General features: G+C 36.5%; 27 protein-coding genes. All 27 read right to left on the reverse strand.

What is annotated here, in order from left to right:
• Positions 1-11: 11 nt before the first annotated feature.
• Positions 12-1,403: a dihydropyrimidine dehydrogenase gene (locus tag APF76_07840; protein KUO50550.1), complete on the reverse strand. Its 1,392-nt coding sequence runs from the start codon at positions 1,401-1,403 to the stop codon at positions 12-14.
• Positions 1,391-2,239, reverse strand: coding sequence for a ferredoxin-NADP reductase (locus APF76_07845; protein KUO50551.1), 849 nt, complete (start codon positions 2,237-2,239; stop codon positions 1,391-1,393). The genes APF76_07840 and APF76_07845 overlap by 13 nt, the downstream gene beginning before the upstream one ends.
• Positions 2,240-2,307: 68 nt before the next feature.
• The gene (locus APF76_07850) at positions 2,308-3,252 is read right to left on the reverse strand and encodes an O-sialoglycoprotein endopeptidase (GenBank protein KUO50552.1); all 945 of its coding nucleotides are present in this window, start codon (positions 3,250-3,252) and stop codon (positions 2,308-2,310) included.
• A 4-nt stretch (positions 3,253-3,256) separates the two neighbouring features.
• The gene (locus APF76_07855; protein KUO50553.1) at positions 3,257-3,661 is read right to left on the reverse strand and encodes a hypothetical protein; all 405 of its coding nucleotides are present in this window, start codon (positions 3,659-3,661) and stop codon (positions 3,257-3,259) included.
• A 27-nt stretch (positions 3,662-3,688) separates the two neighbouring features.
• Entirely contained in the window at positions 3,689-3,910 is a 222-nt protein-coding gene (locus APF76_07860) for a hypothetical protein (protein KUO50554.1), read from the reverse strand.
• A 12-nt stretch (positions 3,911-3,922) separates the two neighbouring features.
• On the reverse strand, positions 3,923-4,462 hold the full coding sequence (locus APF76_07865; GenBank protein KUO50555.1) for a hypothetical protein: 540 nt from the start codon (positions 4,460-4,462) through the stop codon (positions 3,923-3,925).
• A 14-nt stretch (positions 4,463-4,476) separates the two neighbouring features.
• Positions 4,477-4,875, reverse strand: a complete 399-nt coding sequence (locus APF76_07870; GenBank protein ID KUO50556.1) for an alkaline-shock protein — start codon at positions 4,873-4,875, stop codon at positions 4,477-4,479.
• 27 nt (positions 4,876-4,902) lie between these two features.
• Complete coding sequence (locus APF76_07875) at positions 4,903-5,286, reverse strand: alkaline-shock protein (protein KUO50557.1); 384 nt, start codon at positions 5,284-5,286, stop codon at positions 4,903-4,905.
• Between the two features lie 79 nt (positions 5,287-5,365).
• Positions 5,366-5,932: a hypothetical protein gene (locus APF76_07880; GenBank protein KUO50558.1), complete on the reverse strand. Its 567-nt coding sequence runs from the start codon at positions 5,930-5,932 to the stop codon at positions 5,366-5,368.
• Complete coding sequence (locus tag APF76_07885; protein KUO50559.1) at positions 5,929-6,540, reverse strand: hypothetical protein; 612 nt, start codon at positions 6,538-6,540, stop codon at positions 5,929-5,931. The genes APF76_07880 and APF76_07885 overlap by 4 nt, the downstream gene beginning before the upstream one ends.
• 18 nt (positions 6,541-6,558) lie before the next feature.
• Positions 6,559-7,203 (reverse strand): hypothetical protein, encoded by a 645-nt coding sequence (locus APF76_07890; GenBank protein KUO50560.1) that lies wholly within the window; start codon positions 7,201-7,203, stop codon positions 6,559-6,561.
• 7 nt (positions 7,204-7,210) lie between these two features.
• Positions 7,211-8,395: a stage III sporulation protein AE gene (locus APF76_07895; GenBank protein ID KUO50561.1), complete on the reverse strand. Its 1,185-nt coding sequence runs from the start codon at positions 8,393-8,395 to the stop codon at positions 7,211-7,213.
• 9 nt (positions 8,396-8,404) lie between these two features.
• On the reverse strand, positions 8,405-8,794 hold the full coding sequence (locus APF76_07900) for a stage III sporulation protein AD (protein KUO50562.1): 390 nt from the start codon (positions 8,792-8,794) through the stop codon (positions 8,405-8,407).
• Positions 8,795-8,809: 15 nt separating this feature from the next.
• A complete protein-coding gene (locus tag APF76_07905; GenBank protein KUO50563.1) occupies positions 8,810-9,010 on the reverse strand; it encodes a stage III sporulation protein AC in 201 nt (66 codons plus the stop codon).
• Between the two features lie 14 nt (positions 9,011-9,024).
• Entirely contained in the window at positions 9,025-9,546 is a 522-nt protein-coding gene (locus APF76_07910) for a hypothetical protein (GenBank protein KUO50564.1), read from the reverse strand.
• Positions 9,547-9,559: 13 nt separating this feature from the next.
• The gene (locus APF76_07915) at positions 9,560-10,555 is read right to left on the reverse strand and encodes a hypothetical protein (protein ID KUO50565.1); all 996 of its coding nucleotides are present in this window, start codon (positions 10,553-10,555) and stop codon (positions 9,560-9,562) included.
• Between the two features lie 473 nt (positions 10,556-11,028).
• Positions 11,029-11,766, reverse strand: coding sequence for a hypothetical protein (locus APF76_07920; GenBank protein KUO50566.1), 738 nt, complete (start codon positions 11,764-11,766; stop codon positions 11,029-11,031).
• A 115-nt stretch (positions 11,767-11,881) separates the two neighbouring features.
• Positions 11,882-12,349, reverse strand: a complete 468-nt coding sequence (locus APF76_07925; GenBank protein ID KUO50567.1) for a hypothetical protein — start codon at positions 12,347-12,349, stop codon at positions 11,882-11,884.
• Positions 12,350-12,422: 73 nt separating this feature from the next.
• Positions 12,423-12,980 (reverse strand): elongation factor P, encoded by a 558-nt coding sequence (locus APF76_07930; GenBank protein KUO50568.1) that lies wholly within the window; start codon positions 12,978-12,980, stop codon positions 12,423-12,425.
• A 49-nt stretch (positions 12,981-13,029) separates the two neighbouring features.
• Positions 13,030-14,097: a Xaa-Pro dipeptidase gene (locus tag APF76_07935; protein ID KUO50569.1), complete on the reverse strand. Its 1,068-nt coding sequence runs from the start codon at positions 14,095-14,097 to the stop codon at positions 13,030-13,032.
• 16 nt (positions 14,098-14,113) lie between these two features.
• Complete coding sequence (locus tag APF76_07940; GenBank protein KUO50665.1) at positions 14,114-14,509, reverse strand: 3-dehydroquinate dehydratase; 396 nt, start codon at positions 14,507-14,509, stop codon at positions 14,114-14,116.
• Between the two features lie 52 nt (positions 14,510-14,561).
• On the reverse strand, positions 14,562-15,905 hold the full coding sequence (locus tag APF76_07945) for a peptidase C69 (GenBank protein KUO50570.1): 1,344 nt from the start codon (positions 15,903-15,905) through the stop codon (positions 14,562-14,564).
• A 24-nt stretch (positions 15,906-15,929) separates the two neighbouring features.
• Entirely contained in the window at positions 15,930-17,351 is a 1,422-nt protein-coding gene (locus APF76_07950) for a peptidase C69 (GenBank protein ID KUO50571.1), read from the reverse strand.
• A 148-nt stretch (positions 17,352-17,499) separates the two neighbouring features.
• Entirely contained in the window at positions 17,500-18,237 is a 738-nt protein-coding gene (locus tag APF76_07955) for a hypothetical protein (GenBank protein ID KUO50572.1), read from the reverse strand.
• 64 nt (positions 18,238-18,301) lie between these two features.
• Positions 18,302-19,045, reverse strand: coding sequence for a hypothetical protein (locus APF76_07960; protein ID KUO50573.1), 744 nt, complete (start codon positions 19,043-19,045; stop codon positions 18,302-18,304).
• A gap of 25 nt (positions 19,046-19,070) precedes the next feature.
• The gene (locus APF76_07965; GenBank protein KUO50574.1) at positions 19,071-19,598 is read right to left on the reverse strand and encodes a hypothetical protein; all 528 of its coding nucleotides are present in this window, start codon (positions 19,596-19,598) and stop codon (positions 19,071-19,073) included.
• Entirely contained in the window at positions 19,598-20,527 is a 930-nt protein-coding gene (locus APF76_07970; GenBank protein ID KUO50575.1) for a hypothetical protein, read from the reverse strand. Before APF76_07970 ends, APF76_07965 begins: the two co-directional genes overlap by 1 nt.
• Positions 20,528-20,536: the final 9 nt, after the last annotated feature.

The following is a 20,536-nucleotide window of genomic DNA, read 5'->3' on the forward strand; positions in this document are numbered from 1 at the left end:
GCCTCCAATAATTATTTAGATTTTAAATACTCATCTATAGCTCGAGCAGAAACTTTGCCGGCTCCCATGGCTTGAATAACAGTTGCGGCACCCGTAACTATATCCCCTCCAGCAAATACTCCTTCTCTGGAAGTTAAACCGTTATCATCGGCTTCTATATTACCCCACTTGTTTAGTTTTAAACCTGGTGTGGTGTTTAAAACTAGCGGATTTGGACCTTGTCCTATTGCAACAACTACTGCATCGATTTCCATCTTAAACTCTGAACCCTCAATAGGAACAGGTCTTCTTCGTCCTGAAGCATCAGGTTCTCCAAGCTCATATCTGAGACATGTCATTTCCTTTAGCTTACCCTGCTCGTCGCCAGAATAGGCAACTGGGCTAGTTAGAAGCTTAAGTTGTACTCCCTCATGCACAGCATGTTCGATTTCCTCTGCCCTAGCAGGCATTTCAGCCTCTGATCTACGGTAGATAATAAATGATTCCTTTGCACCTAGTCTTAATGCTGTCCTTGCAGCATCCATTGCCACATTCCCTGCTCCTAATACAGCAACTCTTTGACCTGTCTTAATAGGAGTGTTGTATTCTGGGAACTTGTATGCCTTCATAAGGTTGGTACGTGTTAAAAATTCATTAGCTGAGTAGATGCCATTTAAGTTTTCTCCAGGGAGTTTCATGAAATTTGGCAATCCAGCCCCTGTACCGATAAATACAGCATCGTAACCTTCTTCATCAAGCAGCTCATCTACTGTAATCATTTTGCCAACAACTGAATTAATCTCTATCTTGACTCCAAGTTGCCTAATGTAGTCTATTTCTTTTTGAACTACTTCTTTGGGAAGACGAAACTCAGGGATTCCGTACATTAAAACTCCACCTGCAACATGTAAGGCTTCAAATATTGTTACCTCGTGTCCCATTTTTGCTAGATCTCCAGCGGCTGTCAGACCAGCAGGCCCGGCCCCAATCACGGCTACTTTATAACCACTAGCGCTTGGGACTTCAGGTTTTCCTACACCTTGCTGAAGCTCAAAGTCTGCAGCAAATCTCTCAAGTCTTCCTATTCCTACTGGATCACCTTTTTTACCCATTATACAATACTTTTCACATTGGCTTTCCTGAGGACACACTCTACCACAAACTGCAGGCAGGTTATTCTTATCCTTTATCTTAAGTGCTGCACTTAAATAATCTTTTTCTTTAATATGTTTAATGAATTCAGGAATTTGAACTTCAACGGGACATCCCTGCACACATTTTGGGTTTTTACATTCGATACATCTACTAGCTTCCTTAAGTGCCATTTCCTCATCATAGCCTGTTGCTACTTCGTTAAAGTTTTTAACCCTTATTGCTGCTTCCTGAGTGGGCATTGCTGTTTTTTCTTTAACTATTTTTGACATTTGCAAGAACCTCCTTCACCACAATGAGAATTCATTGCTGCTTTTTCTTCATCTTTGAACATCGCAAGTCTTCTCATGGCAAGTTGCCAATCTACTAGGTGACCGTCAAACTCAGGTCCGTCTACACAAGCAAATTTTGTTTCATCGCCGACAGCTACTCTGCATGCGCCACACATTCCGGTTCCATCAACCATAATGGGATTCATGCTAACAATTGTAGAAATGCCATACTGACGAGTAAGCTCAGCTACAGCCTTCATCATGACAACAGGACCAATAGCCCATATTTTTTTTATATCTTTATCTTCATCAAGTATCTTCTTTAATAGGTCAGTCACAAATCCCTTTTGACCATATGACCCATCATCAGTTGTCACTAATAGTTCGTTACTGGCATTTCTCATCTCATCTTCAAAAAAGAATAAATCCTTGTTCCTTGCGCCAATTATAGATATTACCTCATTATCAGCTTCTTTTAAGGCACGTGCAATTGGGTATATGGGGGCTATTCCTACGCCACCGCCAACACATATTACCTTGCCGAATTTTTCGATTTCAGTTGCTACTCCCAAAGGACCAACAAAATCTACAACAGATTCTCCCTCTTCAAGCATTCCCATTTGGATAGTACTTTTACCTACTTCTTGAAAGATTATAGTAATAGTACCTCGCTCCCTACTGTAATCAGCAATTGTTAAAGGAATTCTTTCACCCTTTTCATCTATCCTTATTATGATAAACTGACCTGCCTGAGCTTTTCTTGCTACCCTAGGAGCAGAAATCTCCATTAGTTTGATTGTAGGTGCAAGAACTCTTTTCTTTACTATTTCATACATTATGATTACCCCCTTATACAGTTTAAGAATACAAGCTGTTTTATGTTACAATTTTACCAGTACTTTATCTACTTTGCAAACTGATCTTTTCCTATCAGAGCGGTTCCTACTGCATTATCACTACTAAATTCAGGAGCAGCAAAAAACAGTTTTGCGCCCACAGCATTGTGTTCTAAGCGTTTTTTAAGTCTACTTCTAATATGCCAATTGGCGCATACACCACCTACAAGCAAAATACTGTTTATCTTTTCCTTACTTATGGCATCAAGCAATAGTTTTTCTATTGTCTTGGCTATACAATTTTCAACAGCTCTGGCAATATTTGCTGGTCTTTCTTGGTCTGACATATACCTTTGGGCGGCGGTTTCTGGGCCTGAAAAACTAAAGGAATACCCTTTGACCCATGATGGAATTTCCAAAGCCTTATCACTTTCAAGTGCTAATTTTTCCAGGTGTGATCCGGCTGGAAAGGGCAGATCAAGTGCAACTCCTACCCTATCTATAAACTGACCAGCATGTAGATCAATGGTACCTCCTAATAAATCTATCTTAAAGTCTTTGTCCTTTTCCCAGAAAACCTTTAAAAGCTCTGTAGTACCCCCTGATACATGAAGGGCTAAAAATTCTTTATCTGGAATCTTTCCAGACCAAATACCAGCCCTTAGATGGTTTTCCTGATGGCTGGTTTCTAAAAATGGAACTCCAAGTAATGTGGCAGTTATCCTTCCGATATTCTCTGAAACTGTAAATACTGGCATATAGGAATCAATTTGAGGCCTAGGCCTGGTGCTGGCACATATAGCCTGTATTTGCGAATAACAAAAAGACTGACCCGTATCCTCCAATACTTGGGGCAGCCGTTTTAAATGGTTAAATAATGCCTCTGACTGGGGTAGTCCTCTTTCTCCTCCTGGCACAGACAGTAGCTGCCGATTATTCCATATTAAAGATTCGAACTTGTCCACTACTGCTACTGAAGTAGTGTAACAGCTTGTATCTATACCTAAAAACAATATTTCACCTTCTATTATCTGTAGCAATTTTGTCTAGAATTCCATTGACAAATGGAGCTGCTTTTTCTGTGCTGAAAACTTTTACAAGATTAATTGCTTCATTGATAGCAACAGCATCAGGTACATCATCTACATATAAAAGTTCATAAACTGCAATTCTTAAGGTTGTCTTTTCAACATTTCCTATGCGTTCAAGTTGCCATTTTACTGCGCTTTCTTTTATTTTTTTATCTATTTCAGCCAATTTTTCTAGGGTCCCTATGACTAATCCACGGGCAAAAACTTTGCCCTGCTCATCAAGCTCAGATGGGTCTATGACATTTGCTATTGCTTCTTGTGCTTCTATTTTTGATAACTCTATTTCAAAAAGTGTTTGCATTGCTTTTTCCCTGGCAACCTTTCTGCTCAAAACAGCATCCTCCTATCTGATAACTACTTATGAATTACCCCAAAATTTTCTTAGTAATTCTTTAAAATCTTCGTTTTTATCCATTCTGCGACCTACAAAATATCCAACGTAAATACAGACACCAAGAAAAAGCGCCTTCCAAAAACCAAAAAATATAGTACACAGACCAAATACAAGACCAATTGTAGCTCCAATTAGTTTGCCCCTATGTAATGTAACAGCATCCGTTAAAATTTTGCTCCAGTCCATAACCAACACCTCTTAATCTACCCTACTTCTAACTGGCTGGGCTATTTTATCTACTACTATCTCTATATCTAAAACCTTCATGCCACCATATTCCCTAAGGTATTCTGATACTTTTTCCTGAATTTCCTTGGTTACCTTTGGAACATTCGTATCTGGAATAATTGTTATTTTTAGCAATAACGCCATACCTTCAGGAAGTAATTTGATACGGGGCTTGACTTCCTTTACCTCTTTAATTGTTACAACAGCTCGAGAAATATAGTTTTCGATTGCTTCCATTGTGATATGTATTTGCCCATGATCTGTTGTTTCTATATGAGTGTAACTAGTTTCAGACTTTTTCTTGAAACCTAATTGTAGTGAATAAATTGCCCATATAGCTACCAATAATGAAATTGCAGCAATTGCCAATCTTGCATCTCTGAGTTCAAGCTGTTCCAATAATAAGCTTATGGGCACTATCCAGCCTAATGCAGCTAAAAAAACAATTACTGAAAGGGTTAGTCCCAACAAAGAAAAGAAAATGTTTGATATTTTATTCCCAAAGTTCATGTTGCACCTCGTTTCTACTTTACTCTATGAAGATCTTCAGCAACAGTTTCATCTTTAAAAGATACACCCTGAACATTGATATTAACTTCAACAACCTTAAGACCAGTCATGCTTTCAATAGCTTTTGATACCTTTTCTTGTATCATTGAAGTTACTTCAGGAATCTTTGATCCATATTCTATAATAATATTTAGATCCACCGCTGCTTCTTTTTCCCCAACTTCAACTTTTACACCCTTGGTAAGATTTTTTCTTCTAAGAACCTCAGCTATACCATCAACAATTCCACCACTCATAGCTTTAACACCAGGAACCTCAGTAGCTGCCAATGCGGCTATAATAGCCACCACCTCATCAGCCATCTTTATTTGTCCAAGTTGTAATTCAGTTTTTTCTACTTTCTCTGTATTCATTCTAATCCTCCCCTTAACGATTAATCTCTATTTAACTCTTGGTTCGCCCTCAGTACCTTCATCAACTTTAAATGATACTCCTTGAACATGAATATTTACTTCAATGACCTTCAAACCTGTATAGGTTTCTATTGCTTTTTCAACGTTTTCTTGAATCTTTACAGCTACATCAGGTATTCTAGCACCAAAGTCAACAATAATAAATAAATCTACTGCAGCTTCTTTTTCACCAACTTCAACCTTTACACCTTTAGAAAGGTTCTTTCTGCCAAGTTTTTCGGCTATTCCACCAACAACTCCACCACTCATTGCGGCAACCCCAGATATTTCTGTAGCTGCCAAACCAGCAATAGTAGCTACTACCTCATCAGCTATTTTAACCTTACCGATTCTATACTCAGTATTTTCCATTACTTATACCTCCTCGAATACATTTTCTATATTATACCATATTGATTGAAAGAGTAAACCTAATAGAGTAGCAGTTAGTTTACTTATTCGATAATTCTTCATTGGGAATAATATAAATGTTCTCTATGTTTTGACTGGTTATTGTAATTACTAAATCTGTGATTTGTGCTATTTCGTCTCTATCAAATTCTTTTTGATTGACAACTACTGAAACTGATTGTGGTTGTATAAAGATTACTGCATCCTTAAAGCCTTTTGCCTTTATAAGGTTTTCAAGCTGTAGCTCTTGATCTAGATAATTAGATATTTGCAATATCTTTTGCTGTGCTTCCTGTCTTGTTTCAGCTACAGAATTTGGATCTTCAACTATATTTTGTAAGAGGTCTAATTGCCTTTCCCTAGTTCTATCTCTATCCAAACGATATTCAATAAAAAACTCAGTTCCCTCAGGGAGCTTGCTAAGATTCGTATAGTCTTCATTTATCCAAGCAAATTGTTCTTCATTGGTTTCGGTAGCTGTATCAATAATTGCAAGATTATCTTGGGGTTTTAACTCTAAATAGCCTATGTATAGCATTGCTGAAAATAATGCAACTAACACCAACCCTAAAGTGTACCTATTAGTTATTATAGTCATTTTATTCACCTTCCTACTCCCGATACGACATTAACTTGATCTAGATTAATACCAAGTAGGGTTTGAACTGCCCTAGTTAATTCTGCTTTTACCATTGGACTGCTGGCACCTTCTGCAACAACAAGAACTCCTAATATTTCTGGTTTAATTTCCTTTACTACAACAGGATTTTCCCCAGTATTACTTGCAGATCTTATTAATACAAGGTTCCCTGTTTCGGTAGTATCTAAAGTGACTCTATTACCCCCAGATTGATCAGTTTCGGTTATAGATTTCTCTGATGTACTTACATTGACTGCATATTCATATTCTGGACTTTCTTTATAAGCTACAGAAACTGATATCTTGCCCACTCCGTTCATTTGAGATAAGATCTCCACAAGTCTTTTTTCAAGTGCTGCTTCAGCTTGGGTAATTGCAGATGTATAAGAAACAGGTGCTATTTCATTAATCTGTTCGTCAACACGCATAGTATCATTACTTGTAGGTATCCCTTTGTAACCAGCTAGCATTATACCAAATCCAAGTATTAATATTGCAATTAATATAACTTTTTTTTGCTTTGCAGGCAGTTTAATTTCAGGAAGTTTTGGACCCTTGGCTTTTTTACTTTCCATTTTAATAATACCCTCCCATTAATTCCACTTAATTTGAATTTGGTTTCTTTCTAAACCGTAAAAACTTGTTAATGTATCTCTTATTTGGTTATCAATTTTATCAAGGTCATGTGTTTCACTTTCAGTAGCTTGGTTTGCTTCATTTTCTAATGTACTGTTGCTTAAATCTATATTTATAGGGTCTATGTTTGGCATGAGATCTTCCTCTGTAGTAGAATCATGATCAGCTAGTGTAGCCCAAATTGTTACACCTTTTAAAGCGCCAAACCTTACATCTTCATTACTATGCATCGTCACCGCAGCAGTCACCTTATCTACTTCTGGAATAAGCCTAACAAGTGCAATAATTTGACCTTCAATTCTACTTATATACTCCTGGGAGGCTTTTTCCATATTTAAGTTTCCAATTTCTTCACCCTTTTTTAAGATAGATTCCAACTGGCGATTATCCCCAGCAAAATTCCATGTCGCAACTTCAAAGGAGTCATCTTTCTCTAGTAAGCTCATTATGGGAGATAGTATGGTTACTATTATAAATAAACCCATTATCAATCTTAGATATTTTGCCATATGATTATCTGGTAAAAGCATTTCTACAAAGACTGCCAGTATTACAATCATTGCAATATTGCTGACTAATCCGCCAAGTGCATCTAACACCATCAAACACCTACCTCATCATAACCGTCACGTTACCTAGTCCTATAATGATACTCACAGCAATAAAGAACATCAGTCCAACAGCAGCTACAGCAGCAAAGACCAGGTTGATACATTTTGACATTGTTTGCAAAGCTTCACCGATTTGACTTTCACCAAAAGGTTGTACCAAAGCGCCTGCAAGCCTGTAAATGGCGCCTATTACTAGTATTTTTAACATGGGAAATATCCAAATAGCTAGTAGTACCAAAACTCCAACCATACCAATTGCATTTTTTAATAGGATTGAGGTACCTACAACTGCTTCTAAGGCATCCGTCATCATATGCCCTACAACTGGTATAAAAGAACCTGTTAAAAACTTAGCAGTTCTTAAGGTTAATGTATCCGCCACTACACCAGTAACCCCTTGAAATCCCAAGGCACCTACAAAGATCGTCATACAAAGCAACAATATCCCTAATGTTACATCCTTTATTAATCCTGCTAGCTGGCTGACTTTAAATTTTTCTGATATGTGGCTGACAATGCTTAATACAGCGTAAAAGTGAATCATGGGAAACACTATTGTACTTATAATTGTAGTTATTACTGCCAAGGACACCATCATAAATGGATGAATAAAGGCTGCACTTGTAAATCCTCCCATGGCTGCTAATAGGGTTAGCAGTATGGGTATCAAGGCTTGTACGAAGGTTACCATCTGTTCAACTGCTGTTCTGCCTGTATCAATAACTAGGATAAAGGAACTTACAGCAACTGTTATTAAAACCAGATATGTAATTCCATAGGATAGTTTACCTACTGTACTGCCAGCAAAGGCTGACTGTAGATTCTGCAATACAACACAGATCATTGCTAGTACAATCAGTTTTCCTAGTAGAGCTGAATGGGCGATAAATTCTCTAAATATATACCTTAATACCCCATTAAAGATTTCGCCAATTTGTAGGCTTATACTTCCATCTCTAATACCCTGAATAGTGTTCTTGATAGATATTTCCGGTATATATTGGCCAACCTCCTGGTCTATCTGGTGAATAAACTCTTCAATATCTGTAAGGTTTAAGTCTTCTAGCTGTTCAGTTATTTGTTCTTCTATATCATAAGTGTAGGCCTCTTCTGTATCAGCGATTACTGGGTTGGGTAATGTATAAAGCAGCAAAACAAGTGCTATAAATAAAATTTTTCTCATATTAACACCTCATGGCAACAAACGAATTATTGATTCTAAAATGGCAGCAAATATAGGTATTGCAAGGATCATTACCAAAATTTTAGCAGCAAATTCGATTTTACTAGCTATAGCTGACTCACCAGCATCCTTGCACATTTGAGATCCAAATTCTGCTATATATGCTATTCCAATTATTTTTAAGATTGTAGCCAAATAAAATTGATTTACATTTGCCCTATCCGCTAATTGCTGGAGGATGTCGATGATTGCACCAATTTTAGTGAGCATCATCAGAAAGATTGTGGCACCAACAAGTATACTAAGAATTACCGCAATAGTTGGAGAGTTAGCCTGCTTAACTAGAATTATGATGATAGCAGTAACTAAACCTAAACCTACAATTTGCAAAATCTCCATTTTAGCCACCGCCCTTTAGTATAGTTGGAATACAGACCTCACAGTAGAAAGGAGCTCTACAATTACTGGTACAACCATTAGCAGAGCTATTGTTACACCCGCTAGCAAGGATAAATAGGCGAAATCTTCTCTTCCTGCCTGCTTCAAAAGAAGATGAATAACAGTAATAATCATAGACAGGCCAGCCAACTTAAAAACTAAATCCAAATTTGACATTATACCTTCCCCCATCAGATTAATATCAATACTAGTGCTATTCCTGCAAGGACACCCAAAGTTTTATACATTCTTTCGTATTTATTTCTTTCATTTTCAGCATTTGATTCTATTACCTTTAGTTGCTCTTGAACCATAAGTAAATTTTTAAGCTGTTCTTCTCTATCAGAACCCCCTAAACCAATACCAAAGTCATCCAAGACGTCTAACTCCTCCTTTTTTAAAGAGCTTTCTTCAGCCAGCCTATTTAATCCAGTTCTCCATATTTCGTCCATTGGTAAGCCCATGTTTTTAATGAGAAGATCTGATGTATGTTCATATAGGGTTTGGACAGGCCCCTTGATACGTGAACCAACTTTAAATAAAGCTTCAGGCAAGGGATTGATTGAATAGCTGATTTCCGTTTCAAGCATTTTCAAAGAGCTTCTTAACTTTCTTATCTGTTCAAGCCTGGCATTGTATTGTTTTCCGAAATAGAAACCTAAATAACTGCATGTTGCAATTATTAGAATAGAACCTACAAACTTTATCACCATAAAATCACCCCAGTCATGGTTTAGCTCTCTTGAACTTTAATATACTTTCACCTTGAGAGTTTAAAATATCCTTAACCCATGTACCAATACCAAACTTATTTAGGAAAATATATCTCTGGAATATACCCATGGCTAGTAATTCTTTTAAATACGGTCTTTTATTTAACTGTTCAAAACTATCCCCATGGACTGTAGCTATAAACTTAATACCTGCATTTACAACCTGACGAACTGCATCTACATCCTTTGGAGTACCTAGCTCATCTGTTGCTATCACTTCAGGACCCATGGACCTAATTAGCATTATCATTCCTTGATCCTTAGGACACCTATCAAGGATATCAGTCCTTGGTCCAACATCTAATTGGGGTATCCCGTGAAAACAACCTGCTATTTCCGACCTCTCATCCACTAGACCTACTTGTAATGGAGCTAGGTTATGCTTCGCTACTCCATAGCTTATGGATCGTACTAAATCTCTTAAAAGTGTAGTTTTGCCACACCTTGGAGGAGATACAATTATAGTATGCAAAATACTTTTGTTAGGCATATCTATCATATGAGGAATAACTTCTGCTCCACACCCAGCTACAGATCGTGCTATACGTATATTGAGGCTAGCAATATTTTTTTGGGTCTTGATATGATCCCTTTCAGTTACTGCTTCCCCAACAAAGCCTACACGATGTCCACCATTAATCGTTATAAAACCATTCCTGAGCTCAGTTTCTAAAGCATATAGAGAATTTTTACTTATTATTCTTAGGGTATTTTCAAATAGTTGATCAGATATTACAAAATCATGATGGAAAACTTCTCCTTGCGCTAGTCTAAGTATTAGAGGCCTACTTTTTCTAATTCTTATCTCCTCAATACTAGTGTTCTTTTCCCAATTTTTTAGAAATATACTCTTAATGGGTGCAGGAAGTATGTCCAAGATTTCCTGTGGTGGGTTCTTATTTGCTGTTACTTGTACTTCTTCCACCCTTGGTCTTAAAACTACAGACAAAGCTTGTTCACTCCCTTCTCATATCTAATCTTATTATGAGCCAGCCCAAATTATGCACAAAAACTACAATGCTCAGATAGTGTTGAAGAACTTTGAGAAGAAGAGGAATATAAATTTTTTATGTGTTTACTCTTATGGCCCTTGACAAAAACAAATTGGAAACTAAAATAGAGATACAGAAATAAAATTTATTGAAGGGAGACAGGTTTAATGGAAAAATGGGAATGTATAATCTGTGGTTATATTTATGATCCTGCAGAAGGAGACCCTGACAATGATGTTCAACCAGGAACTGCCTTTGAGAAGATTCCAGATGAGTGGGTTTGTCCAGAGTGTGGAGCCGGCAAGGATGATTTTGAGAAAGTAGAAGAGTAATTCATACTTAATAAGTCAAGCATATATAATATCGTAAAAGGGTAGCTGGAATATTCCAAACTACCCTTTTTGCATTGTATAATTCAGTTTTAACGGTTTTAAACTAGATTTGAAATTAATATGCCCAAGATAACTCCAGCAACTGTCCCAAATGTAGTTGTATGGGTACCCGATAACTGGTTGGCATTAGGAATTAATTCATCAAAGATAATATAAAGCATGGCCCCTGCCGCAAATCCTAAACCTGTTGATAAAACTAAATCAGACATATAACTAATTATAGAACCCAACCAGGCACCAATTCCCATTGGCACTCCAGCTAAAACTGCAAGTCCTAGGGCTTTAGATTTTTTAAGGCCTCCTGCAATCAATGGAACAACTAGTGCCATTCCCTCAGGGATATTTTGTATTAATATCATAAGGGCTAGGGTTAATCCAAGATGAGTGCCAGCTGAATATCCAGCACCTATAGCAAATCCTTCAGGAAAATTATGTAGAGCTACACCAAGGCTTAGAATTGCACCCGCTTTGATAAACTTTGAATTAGCATCACTTTCATCAAAAAAGTGGGCATGAGGAAGTACTATGTCTAAGATTACTATTAAACTAACTCCTAGTATAATTCCTATAAAAGCAGAAAAAAAGTTGCCAATTTCCATAGCCTCAGGTATTAAATCCATAAAAATAACTGTAACCATGATTCCTGCAGCAAAACCAAGGATGCCTCCCATAAGATCATTTCTTGGTCTACCCAAAAGGAGGATAAAAAGAGCTCCTAGGCCTGTACCAACTACTCCAGTAACAAGACCAATTAAAGTTACTTCCCATACTGACATTTTCCATTCCCCCATTAACCTTAGCCAAGCTATTCTATAATAATATAATAGCAAAACAAAAGTGCTTATAAAAAGCACTTTTGTTAGGTCCATAAATTCTTAGTATAACTCTATCTTATAGATCATCCTCATCCTCATCTTCATTATCAGCATCTTCAACAGCAAGTTCTTCATCATTAATGAAAACTACTGCATCACAATTAGGGCAGGTAACTTCAATTAAATCTTCATCATTTAAAATGTCTGCTTCGAAACAGACTGTATCACCACAATCTGGACATACAACCTCTACATAGTCTTGGTCTGGATCAAAATCATCATCATCATCTTCATCATGATCATGATCACAACACTCACTTTCGTCATAAAAATCGTCTTCAAGATCACTCAAATCTTCATCCATATTATCTAGATACTCTTCAATCTCTCCCTGAACTTCTTGTAATTCGTTGATTTCGTCAGCCATTTCGTCAAGAATATCTACAATTGCACCAAAAATCTTACCATCCTTGCTGTCTTTTTTAATATCCATGCCTTCCATTAAACCTTTTAAGTAACTAACTTTTTGGTTAATATCTTCCATCTTACTTACACCTCCATTTTTTTCATCATATTCTTAAATAGTGTAACCTCTATCAATTGATTTTAAAACATTGTTATGCTCTTTCTATGTAATGTCCAGTTCTTGTGTCAATCCTTAGAACATCACCCTGTTCAATAAATAAGGGGACTTGTACAATAGCTCCAGTTTCCACAGTAGCTGCTTTAGTGGCACCAGTAGCAGTATCTCCCTTTATGCCAGGCTCTGTTTCAACGACTTCAAGTTCTACGTGCATAGGAAGCTCAACTCCAATGACTTCAGTTCCAAACATCAAAACACTTAAAGTCATGTTGTCCTTAAGAAATATTTCCTTTCCATCGAAATGATGTTTTAGTAAATTAATCTGGTCATATGATTCATTATCCATTACTACATAGCTTTCTCCATCATTGTATAAATATTGCATTGATTTTTTCTCAATATGAGCCTTGGGGACTTTTTCTCCTGCTCTAAAGGTTTGTTCAACTACAGCGCCTGTCCTAATATTTTTTAGTTTTGTGCGAACAAAGGCTGCTCCTTTACCCGGTTTAACATGTTGAAAATCAACAACTGTAAAAATATCTCCGTCAATTTCAACTGTTACACCAGTCCTAAAATCATTAGTAGAAATCATTTTTCATCTAACCTCCTTTATTCGACGTTTGTCATCAAACTACATTCTATCATAAAACCAGTATATCTTTACATGATTTTGTCAAAATTTCTATGTGATTTTCATGAATTAAGATCATATCTTCTATTCTTACCCCGCCAAACCCGGGTATATAAATTCCTGGTTCAACCGTAACAACCATTCCAGGTTGCAAAAGGTCTTCATTACCTTTTGCAAGTCTAGGTTCCTCATGAATTTCCAAGCCAACAGAATGACCAAGATTATGCCCAAAATACTCACCATAACCTGCTTTTTCTATAATTTCACGTGATACCTGATCTGGGTCTTCACACTTCATATTAGCTCTTAGGCAATTTACACCTGCAAGTTGCGCTTCTAGAACAATATTATATACTTCCCTTTGTTTAGCTTCAAGTGTGCCGACACAAACAGTTCTAGTTATATCAGAACAATAGCCTTTATAAATACATCCAAAGTCCATTGTCACAAGCTCTCCAGTAGAAATAATCTTTTCAGAAGCAACTCCATGAGGCAAAGAACCACGTTCCCCAGATGCGACTATAAAATCAAAGGATATAGCGTCAGCACCTTTGTTTCTTAAAAAAAACTCTAGTTCAAGCGCAATTTTTTTCTCACTTACACCAGGCTTAATATATGAAATAATATGAGAAAAAGCTTCATCAGCCAAGGCAGCTGATTTCTTTAAGCGCATAATTTCCTGTTCATCTTTTATAGATCTAATAGTCTTCAAAAATTGAGAAGAAGGTACAAAGTTTATTGGTTTCAGAGCTTGATAATATGTCTCGTACATTTTAAAGACCATCTGCTCTTCTTCAAAGGCAATCTGTTTAATGTTTTCATGCTGGCAAAGTTCTTTTATTTCATCTATAAATTTGCCCTTTTGCTTAACAACATCATAATCTAGAGATTGTAGCTTGGCTTGACCAATATATCTAAAATCAGTAATTAGATAGTTTCTATTTTTGGTAATCAATAGTTGCGCACTAGTGCCTGTAAAACCACTTAAGTATCTAATGTTTTCAGGTTTTATTATTAAGAAAGCTTCAATATCCTTTTCTTTTAAATAAGCTCGTATTTTTTCTATTCTTTGATTCAAAATAACTCCCCCTTATTCACACCAAAATATCCCTAATTGCAACTAAAGCAAGACTATATCCTAAAGGACCAAAACCACATATTACTCCAGCAGCCAAGGGTGAAATGTAGGATATATGCCTAAAATCTTCTCTAGCATAGATGTTTGATAAATGAACTTCAACTGCAGGAATAGAGAGAATTTCTACAGCATCACGTAAAGCAATACTATAGTGACTATAAGCACCTAGATTTACAATTATCCCGTCAGCTTCACTATTTGCTTTATGGATAATATCTATTAATTCACCTTCATGATTAGACTGGTAGAATTCAACCTGAATACCTAACTCTACTGCTTTACTACTAATATCCTTATTAATCTCTTCTAAAGTAACCTTGCCATATATATTTTCAGGTCTCTTACCCAACATATCAAGATTGGGACCATTAATCACATATATCTTCACTTCCTCACCCCATTTCTCAGTTTCCGCTAATAACCATTTCGCTGATTCTAACAGTTGGAGCACCTTTGCCCACAAAGAAGGTTAGGTCATCAGCCACACCGTCAATTGATTTTAAGAGACTTGCTATATTTCCAGCTATAGCTATTCCTCTTACAGGACCCTGCAATTGTCCATTTTTAATCCATATTCCCGCTGCCCCAACAGAGAAATCGCCTGAAATAGGATTTGCAGTATGAATGCCCATAACTTCAGTAACGTATAGCCCGTTATCAACTTCACCTATTAACTTATCTCGCGAAATATCTCCCTTTGCAATATAGAAGTTTGTAGTTCCTACTTCGGGAGTAGATTTATATGATCCTCTAGTGCTGTTACCTGTGGATTGTAGATTATCCTTGGCAGCAGTATAGGTATTATACAAAAAGCCATTTAATTTTCCATTTTCAATTAGTACTGTCTTTTGACTACTTACACCTTCCCCATCAAAGGGAGATGATGCTATGCCACCTGGTAGAATCCCATCATCAATTATAGAAATATTTTTTGCAGCAACCATTTCTCCGATTTTACCTGTAAAGAGTGATCTACCCTTTTGAACAGATTCGGAAGATAGTGATGGTGATAATACACCTAGGAAATTAGTCACCACATAGGGATCTAGAACAACTGTTGCTTTTTGACTAGAAATTTCCTTAGCGCCCAGCATTCTTACTGCTTTTTGAGCTGCTTCCTGCCCAATCTTTTGTGGGTTAAGCTGGGAATATTTTAGACCATACTGAACAGCAAATCCAGTTTGGTTATCACCTTCTTCTTCACCTACTAAAAATGCGTAACCACCACAATATGCACCTCTATATACTGCATCAAGGCCATTTGAGTTTACGATGGTAACTGAATATACCGAATCCTGGTAAGTAGAGTTTTCCGTAATTGTTATTCTTTTATCTTCTGCTTTTGCAGCTATTTCTATATCTTTAGCAAGGTTGATTTTATCTTCCAAGTCAGTAGAAACAATCTCTGGGTCGTATAGCTCTAGCTTGGGATAATCAAAATTACCACTAGGCATTTTATTAAATGGATCCTTTTCAACTATTGCAGCATTGGCAACTGCCTGATGAATAACACTTTCTAAAGCAGTACCAGAAAAATCTGCTGAAAAAGAATACCCCATTCCTTGATCCTTATAAACTCTGATTCCAAGACCTCTTGCTTCAGCATTTTTAAGAGTCTCTATTTCCCCATTAGATACCTCAATAGAAAGGTCCTGAGACTGCATTATGTAAACTTCAGCAGAGTCGGCACCTAGTTCTTTTGCTTTTGTAACTAAACCCTGTCCAATTTTCAAATATTTTTGTTCCATTATCTTCCCTCTTTTTCTAATAGATTAGAGTCTGCGAATTCTTCTTATTTCAGGTCCAGAACCCGGGGCTTCTGTACCACCTACTACTAATTCTTTAACTCGAAGTGTAGGCTGGGCATCGGATACTGGAACACCCTGACCATCTTTACCACATGTACCAATTGCAAAACCTAAGTCATTGCCAACCATATCTATCTTACTAAGAACCTTGGGTCCATTTCCAGTCAATGTAGCGCCTCTAACAGCTTCCTTCACTTCGCCATTTTCTATTAAATAGCCTTCAGCAACGTCAAATACAAAGTCACCATTAGTTGTATTAACCTGTCCTCCACCCATCTTCTCAACCAAGAGACCTCTCTTAGTAGCTTTGATAATTTCTTCAGGGTCTATGTCGCCCTTGTCAATGTATGTATTTGTCATTCTAGGAATAGGTCTATTTTGATAGGACTCACGTCTTCCATTGCCAGTTGATTCTCTATTTTCCTTCATTGCTGTGAGCCTGTCATACATGAATTCTTCTAGAACACCATTTTTAATCAGTACATTCTTGCGGCTTTTTACTCCTTCATCATCCCAGGACATATAGCCGTACTTTTTTGTTGTGCCATCATCAATAACTGTTACTTCTGGGGTTGCAACCTGTTGCCCCTTTTTACCAGCATATACTGAAAGCTTTTTCTGAACCAGGTCTGCCTCTAGGCCATGTCCACAAGCTTCGTGAACCATTGTACCCCCAGCGTGAGAAGTCATAACCACAGGCATTCTACCTGAAGGAGCAGGTTTTGCTTCCAGCATTTTAATAGCTCGGTTTGCTGCTTTAGTAGCAATTTCTATGGAGTCCACTTCATCAAATAATTCAAAACCTGCAAAACTCCCTGCAGCTTCATAACCAGTCTGTATTAAAGAGCCTTCTGCTGCTACTGAATTAACCATAAAACGAGTTCTTACTCTCTTATCTTCAACCATTTCTCCTAATGAATTGGCAATGATAACTTCCTGAACAACATCTCCGTAGCTCACCATTACCTGCTTGATTCTATCATCTATTCTTCTGGCAACCTTATTTGCTTCAACTACCTTTTCAACTTTTTTCTCAATTGGTATTGAGTCAGGCTCCTTTTCTACTCCACTATTGACTGCACTATGTACCTTTGATAAATCAATGGTTACCGATTTTTCTTTGTTGCCTGCTGATTTTGCAACTATTTGAGCAGCCTTGATTAAAGAATCCAATGATAGGTCATTTGTATAGGCATAAGAGGTGTTTTCACCTATAATAACTCTGATACCAGCACCTATATCTACTCCACTAACCACTCTTTCTATCTTATCAGCCTCTAATCCTATTCCAGAACTCTTTTTTTTCTCAATAAAAATTTCAGCAAAATCTCCACCAAATTTTTTTGCTACGGCTAGTACTTCCTGTAAATCTGTCTTATTTATCACTTAATCACCTCATTGTTTCAGAAATATTCTACCTCATAAATTCTGTAAATTTACATAGCAAGATTTTCTTCTAGATTTTAGTTTCTCTATTAGTATTCTTCAGCAAAAAAAATAATATCCCAGATGTTGATTTGCATTCTTAAACTGGTTATTTTTCGTAAAAATTAAAATTTGCAAGGACTGCCGTAAGATTGTTATAATCTCCAGTCTCTATTTCTTCCCATTCCATTCTAATTGTCAATCGGTTAATGTAAGTCAAGTCTATCTCTCCTGGAGCTATGTATCTTGGATAATCTGATGGGTTTACTAGCTCCGATACAAAAAGTTGTCGATCATCTCCAAAAATCCTTAGGAAGTAACCTCCAGAGCTGTTCATTGTGTCGTCGTCTATACCAAAGTAACCCTCCATGGATAAATATTTTCTATTTATATCAAGAACAAGTTCTGTTTTCCCCTGGTCAAGATTAACAGCAATTCCAGAAGCAAAAGGCCTGCCTGCTATTTGATAATTGTTGACCTTTTTTTCATAATATGGTCCAACATTACGGATAACCTTAATATCTGTTATTTTCCTTTTGGTTTTACCAACCCAGGTATTAAGCTCATTCAATAGATCACCAGTTATGGAAATTGTGTTTGTTGTATCGTTCCACTCAACATCAAATCCTAAAGCTTCAGATAAATCTCTTAGGGAAACCATGGTAACCCCTTCATGTGATAAAATGAATGGCTCTACCGTCGTTTTAACAGGAGTATTATTAACCAATATTTTTATATTACCTGTCATTCCCTGATATTCCCTAAGTATCCATCCAGAAGCCAGTAACGATTGACTCAAGAAAATACTAATAAATAGAAGAACACTAAATACTGCCAATTTTTTCATTGGAAAGATTTTCCCCCACTTCTTAATACATTTTAACATTATTTATTTATTATTGGAAAGGTTTCTATTGTTTTATTGGGAACTTATAGCTGTTTTCGTAGATAAATGGCACTTCCTCTTGATTTTCAGAGGTGTTATCCTCATAAATCTCATTACTATCATGGATTTTTTGATTTACTTCATCAATTTCTTCTGCAAATACAAAACCCAGGTATTCATCTGGAACTTTAAATGGATCTGCTCTACCATGTTCAATTGAAACCGCTGGTATAATTGCTACGTTTCTTTCATTAAGAGTATACATTTCCCAAGCAATGGTCCCCTGAACATTCATTTGTTGATGATTAAGCTCTAAATTTACTGCAACAACCCTGCTTACCGGTTTCCTTTCTAATCCAGCTATAAAACGTACAATATCTGGATACATTCCTTGGATTTCTATGATATATGAATTGGTAAAATAAAACTCACTTGGGAATACATCCTTGGGTGTGATAGACTTTATCAATATTTCTTCTCCCTGCCCCTCAGACATTACAAAGGCTGCATCCTCCGCTTCTAAAATAAAACGATCTTTTAATCCTTCTAACTGACTTTGAAGAAAGCTATTTTTTGCAATCATTTCATCTAGTTCTTCAGCTTTAAGTAGCAGCCTATCTTTTTCCAAGCTTTTTGCAACAAGTTCCTCTTTAGCATTAGCTGTTTGCGGAGATAGTGTACCTACTATTTTAAACACTCCAACTACTATAATAAGAAATATCAATAGATATATTAGCTTGATTTCTCTATCCTTAAGATCAAAATTCATAGCTACCCCCAAATTCCTATCTGGATTAGATACCACATACTATTTCAAACCTTAACAGGATTATTTCATCCTGATTTACTTCAGTAGCATTATGTAGTCGTACTGATGAGTAGTATTGCTGATCATTGAGATAAGCAATAAATGTCGCTATTTCTCCTAATGATAGAGCATATCCATTAATCATTAGAAATTTATCCTCTTCCATATGTAATTCAGTAATCCAAGATTGACTAGGAACTAATGAATTTATATCGTTTAATTTTTCGCCCCAGGAACTATGCTCTGCCAGCAACGTACTATAGCTTTCAATTTTATTTTCAAGAACTACATTCTGAGATTTCAGGGTAACAATTTCTTCAGAAAGATTTTCAATTTGTGATATGTCTAACCTCAAATTATCAGTAGCCTTGATATAGTTTTGGAGTATCATCCGATTCACTAAAAAATAGCTTAACAGCAAAAGCAAGCAGATTAAGATAATTAAGTACTTTTTGGAAAATGCAAGTGACTTCCTGGGCCTGATTTTACTAGGCAAGAGATTTATTTCCGCCATTAAACTACCCCCTTTAGAGAAAGTCCTGCTGCAACTGCGTAATTTGGCTCAAGTTCATCTATTGCAGGAATAGACCCTAATTCTGAAGGAGCTTCTACTTTCTTTGCTAATTTTTTATGTAAACCATTCATTGCTTCAGTTGCACCTGTAAATATTATTCTAGCAACCCTTTGTCCATTGTACTGATTTTGATAGTATTCTATTGATCTGTATAATTCATCTGAAATTAAATCCTCGGTTTCGATCGAGGAAAAGTGCTGCTTCCCGTATGCAAGAGAACGTGCAAACTGAACAACACCTTCCCTAATAACAACTAGGTTTATCATTTCATCTCCTATATTTACAATTGTGATTGTCAGTACATCAACATCTGGCCATTGATAAAAACCCGAATATAAAAGCCATCTTCTAAGTGCTGCAGGTACAATATCTATTGCCTGCAAATTAACTCCAGCTTCCTTAAAAATCTGATAATATGAATAAACTGTTTCTTTTGGAATTGCTGCTAGGAGCACCGTAGTCAGATTGGGTTGATCTTTTTTCATTGATCCTAGATTATGCCAGTCAACTACCGCTTCTTCTTCTCCATAGGGTATATGTTGGGCAATCTCCCATTTTATTGTCTCCGCTAATTCATTATCATGCATCATCGGCAGTTCAAGATGCCTAACTACCATTTGACGGCTAACTATAGTGGTTACAGCATTTAAACCCTGCCAATTGTTATCTTCTACAATAGAACTAAGTGTTGTTAGTAGATGCTGGGGATTTAAAAACAATCCATTTTCTACTGTGCCACCTTCCAAATTTATAGATAACTTTTCAAAATTAATTTCTGATTTACTTTGTTTACATAATACAATAGTCAGATTATCACCATTAATCTCTATTCCTAATTGTTGTGAATTTCTACTTTTAAATTTAAACAACCATAGACA

This window comes from Desulfitibacter sp. BRH_c19 (assembly GCA_001515945.1).
GTDB lineage: Bacteria > Bacillota > DSM-16504 > Desulfitibacterales > Desulfitibacteraceae > Desulfitibacter.

Bases quoted from the DNA above. Each gene is read 5' to 3' on its own strand.
- APF76_07860 (KUO50554.1), bottom strand. From the start codon at position 3,910: ATGGACTGGAGCAAAATTTTAACGGATGCTGTTACATTACATAGGGGC.
- APF76_07955 (KUO50572.1), bottom strand. From the start codon at position 18,237: ATGAAAAAATTGGCAGTATTTAGTGTTCTTCTATTTATTAGTATTTTC.
- APF76_07865 (KUO50555.1), bottom strand. From the start codon at position 4,462: ATGAACTTTGGGAATAAAATATCAAACATTTTCTTTTCTTTGTTGGGA.
- APF76_07845 (KUO50551.1), bottom strand. From the start codon at position 2,239: ATGTATGAAATAGTAAAGAAAAGAGTTCTTGCACCTACAATCAAACTA.
- APF76_07925 (KUO50567.1), bottom strand. From the start codon at position 12,349: ATGGAAGATATTAACCAAAAAGTTAGTTACTTAAAAGGTTTAATGGAA.
- APF76_07930 (KUO50568.1), bottom strand. From the start codon at position 12,980: ATGATTTCTACTAATGATTTTAGGACTGGTGTAACAGTTGAAATTGAC.
- APF76_07905 (KUO50563.1), bottom strand. From the start codon at position 9,010: ATGTCAAATTTGGATTTAGTTTTTAAGTTGGCTGGCCTGTCTATGATT.
- APF76_07890 (KUO50560.1), bottom strand. From the start codon at position 7,203: ATGGTGTTAGATGCACTTGGCGGATTAGTCAGCAATATTGCAATGATT.
- APF76_07940 (KUO50665.1), bottom strand. From the start codon at position 14,509: ATGTTGGGTAAGAGACCTGAAAATATATATGGCAAGGTTACTTTAGAA.
- APF76_07965 (KUO50574.1), bottom strand. From the start codon at position 19,598: ATGGCGGAAATAAATCTCTTGCCTAGTAAAATCAGGCCCAGGAAGTCA.
- APF76_07885 (KUO50559.1), bottom strand. From the start codon at position 6,540: ATGGAAAGTAAAAAAGCCAAGGGTCCAAAACTTCCTGAAATTAAACTG.
- APF76_07870 (KUO50556.1), bottom strand. From the start codon at position 4,875: ATGAATACAGAGAAAGTAGAAAAAACTGAATTACAACTTGGACAAATA.
- APF76_07840 (KUO50550.1), bottom strand. From the start codon at position 1,403: ATGTCAAAAATAGTTAAAGAAAAAACAGCAATGCCCACTCAGGAAGCA.
- APF76_07900 (KUO50562.1), bottom strand. From the start codon at position 8,794: ATGGAGATTTTGCAAATTGTAGGTTTAGGTTTAGTTACTGCTATCATC.
- APF76_07945 (KUO50570.1), bottom strand. From the start codon at position 15,905: ATGGAACAAAAATATTTGAAAATTGGACAGGGTTTAGTTACAAAAGCA.
- APF76_07875 (KUO50557.1), bottom strand. From the start codon at position 5,286: ATGGAAAATACTGAGTATAGAATCGGTAAGGTTAAAATAGCTGATGAG.
- APF76_07920 (KUO50566.1), bottom strand. From the start codon at position 11,766: ATGTCAGTATGGGAAGTAACTTTAATTGGTCTTGTTACTGGAGTAGTT.
- APF76_07895 (KUO50561.1), bottom strand. From the start codon at position 8,395: ATGAGAAAAATTTTATTTATAGCACTTGTTTTGCTGCTTTATACATTA.
- APF76_07960 (KUO50573.1), bottom strand. From the start codon at position 19,045: ATGAATTTTGATCTTAAGGATAGAGAAATCAAGCTAATATATCTATTG.
- APF76_07910 (KUO50564.1), bottom strand. From the start codon at position 9,546: ATGGTGATAAAGTTTGTAGGTTCTATTCTAATAATTGCAACATGCAGT.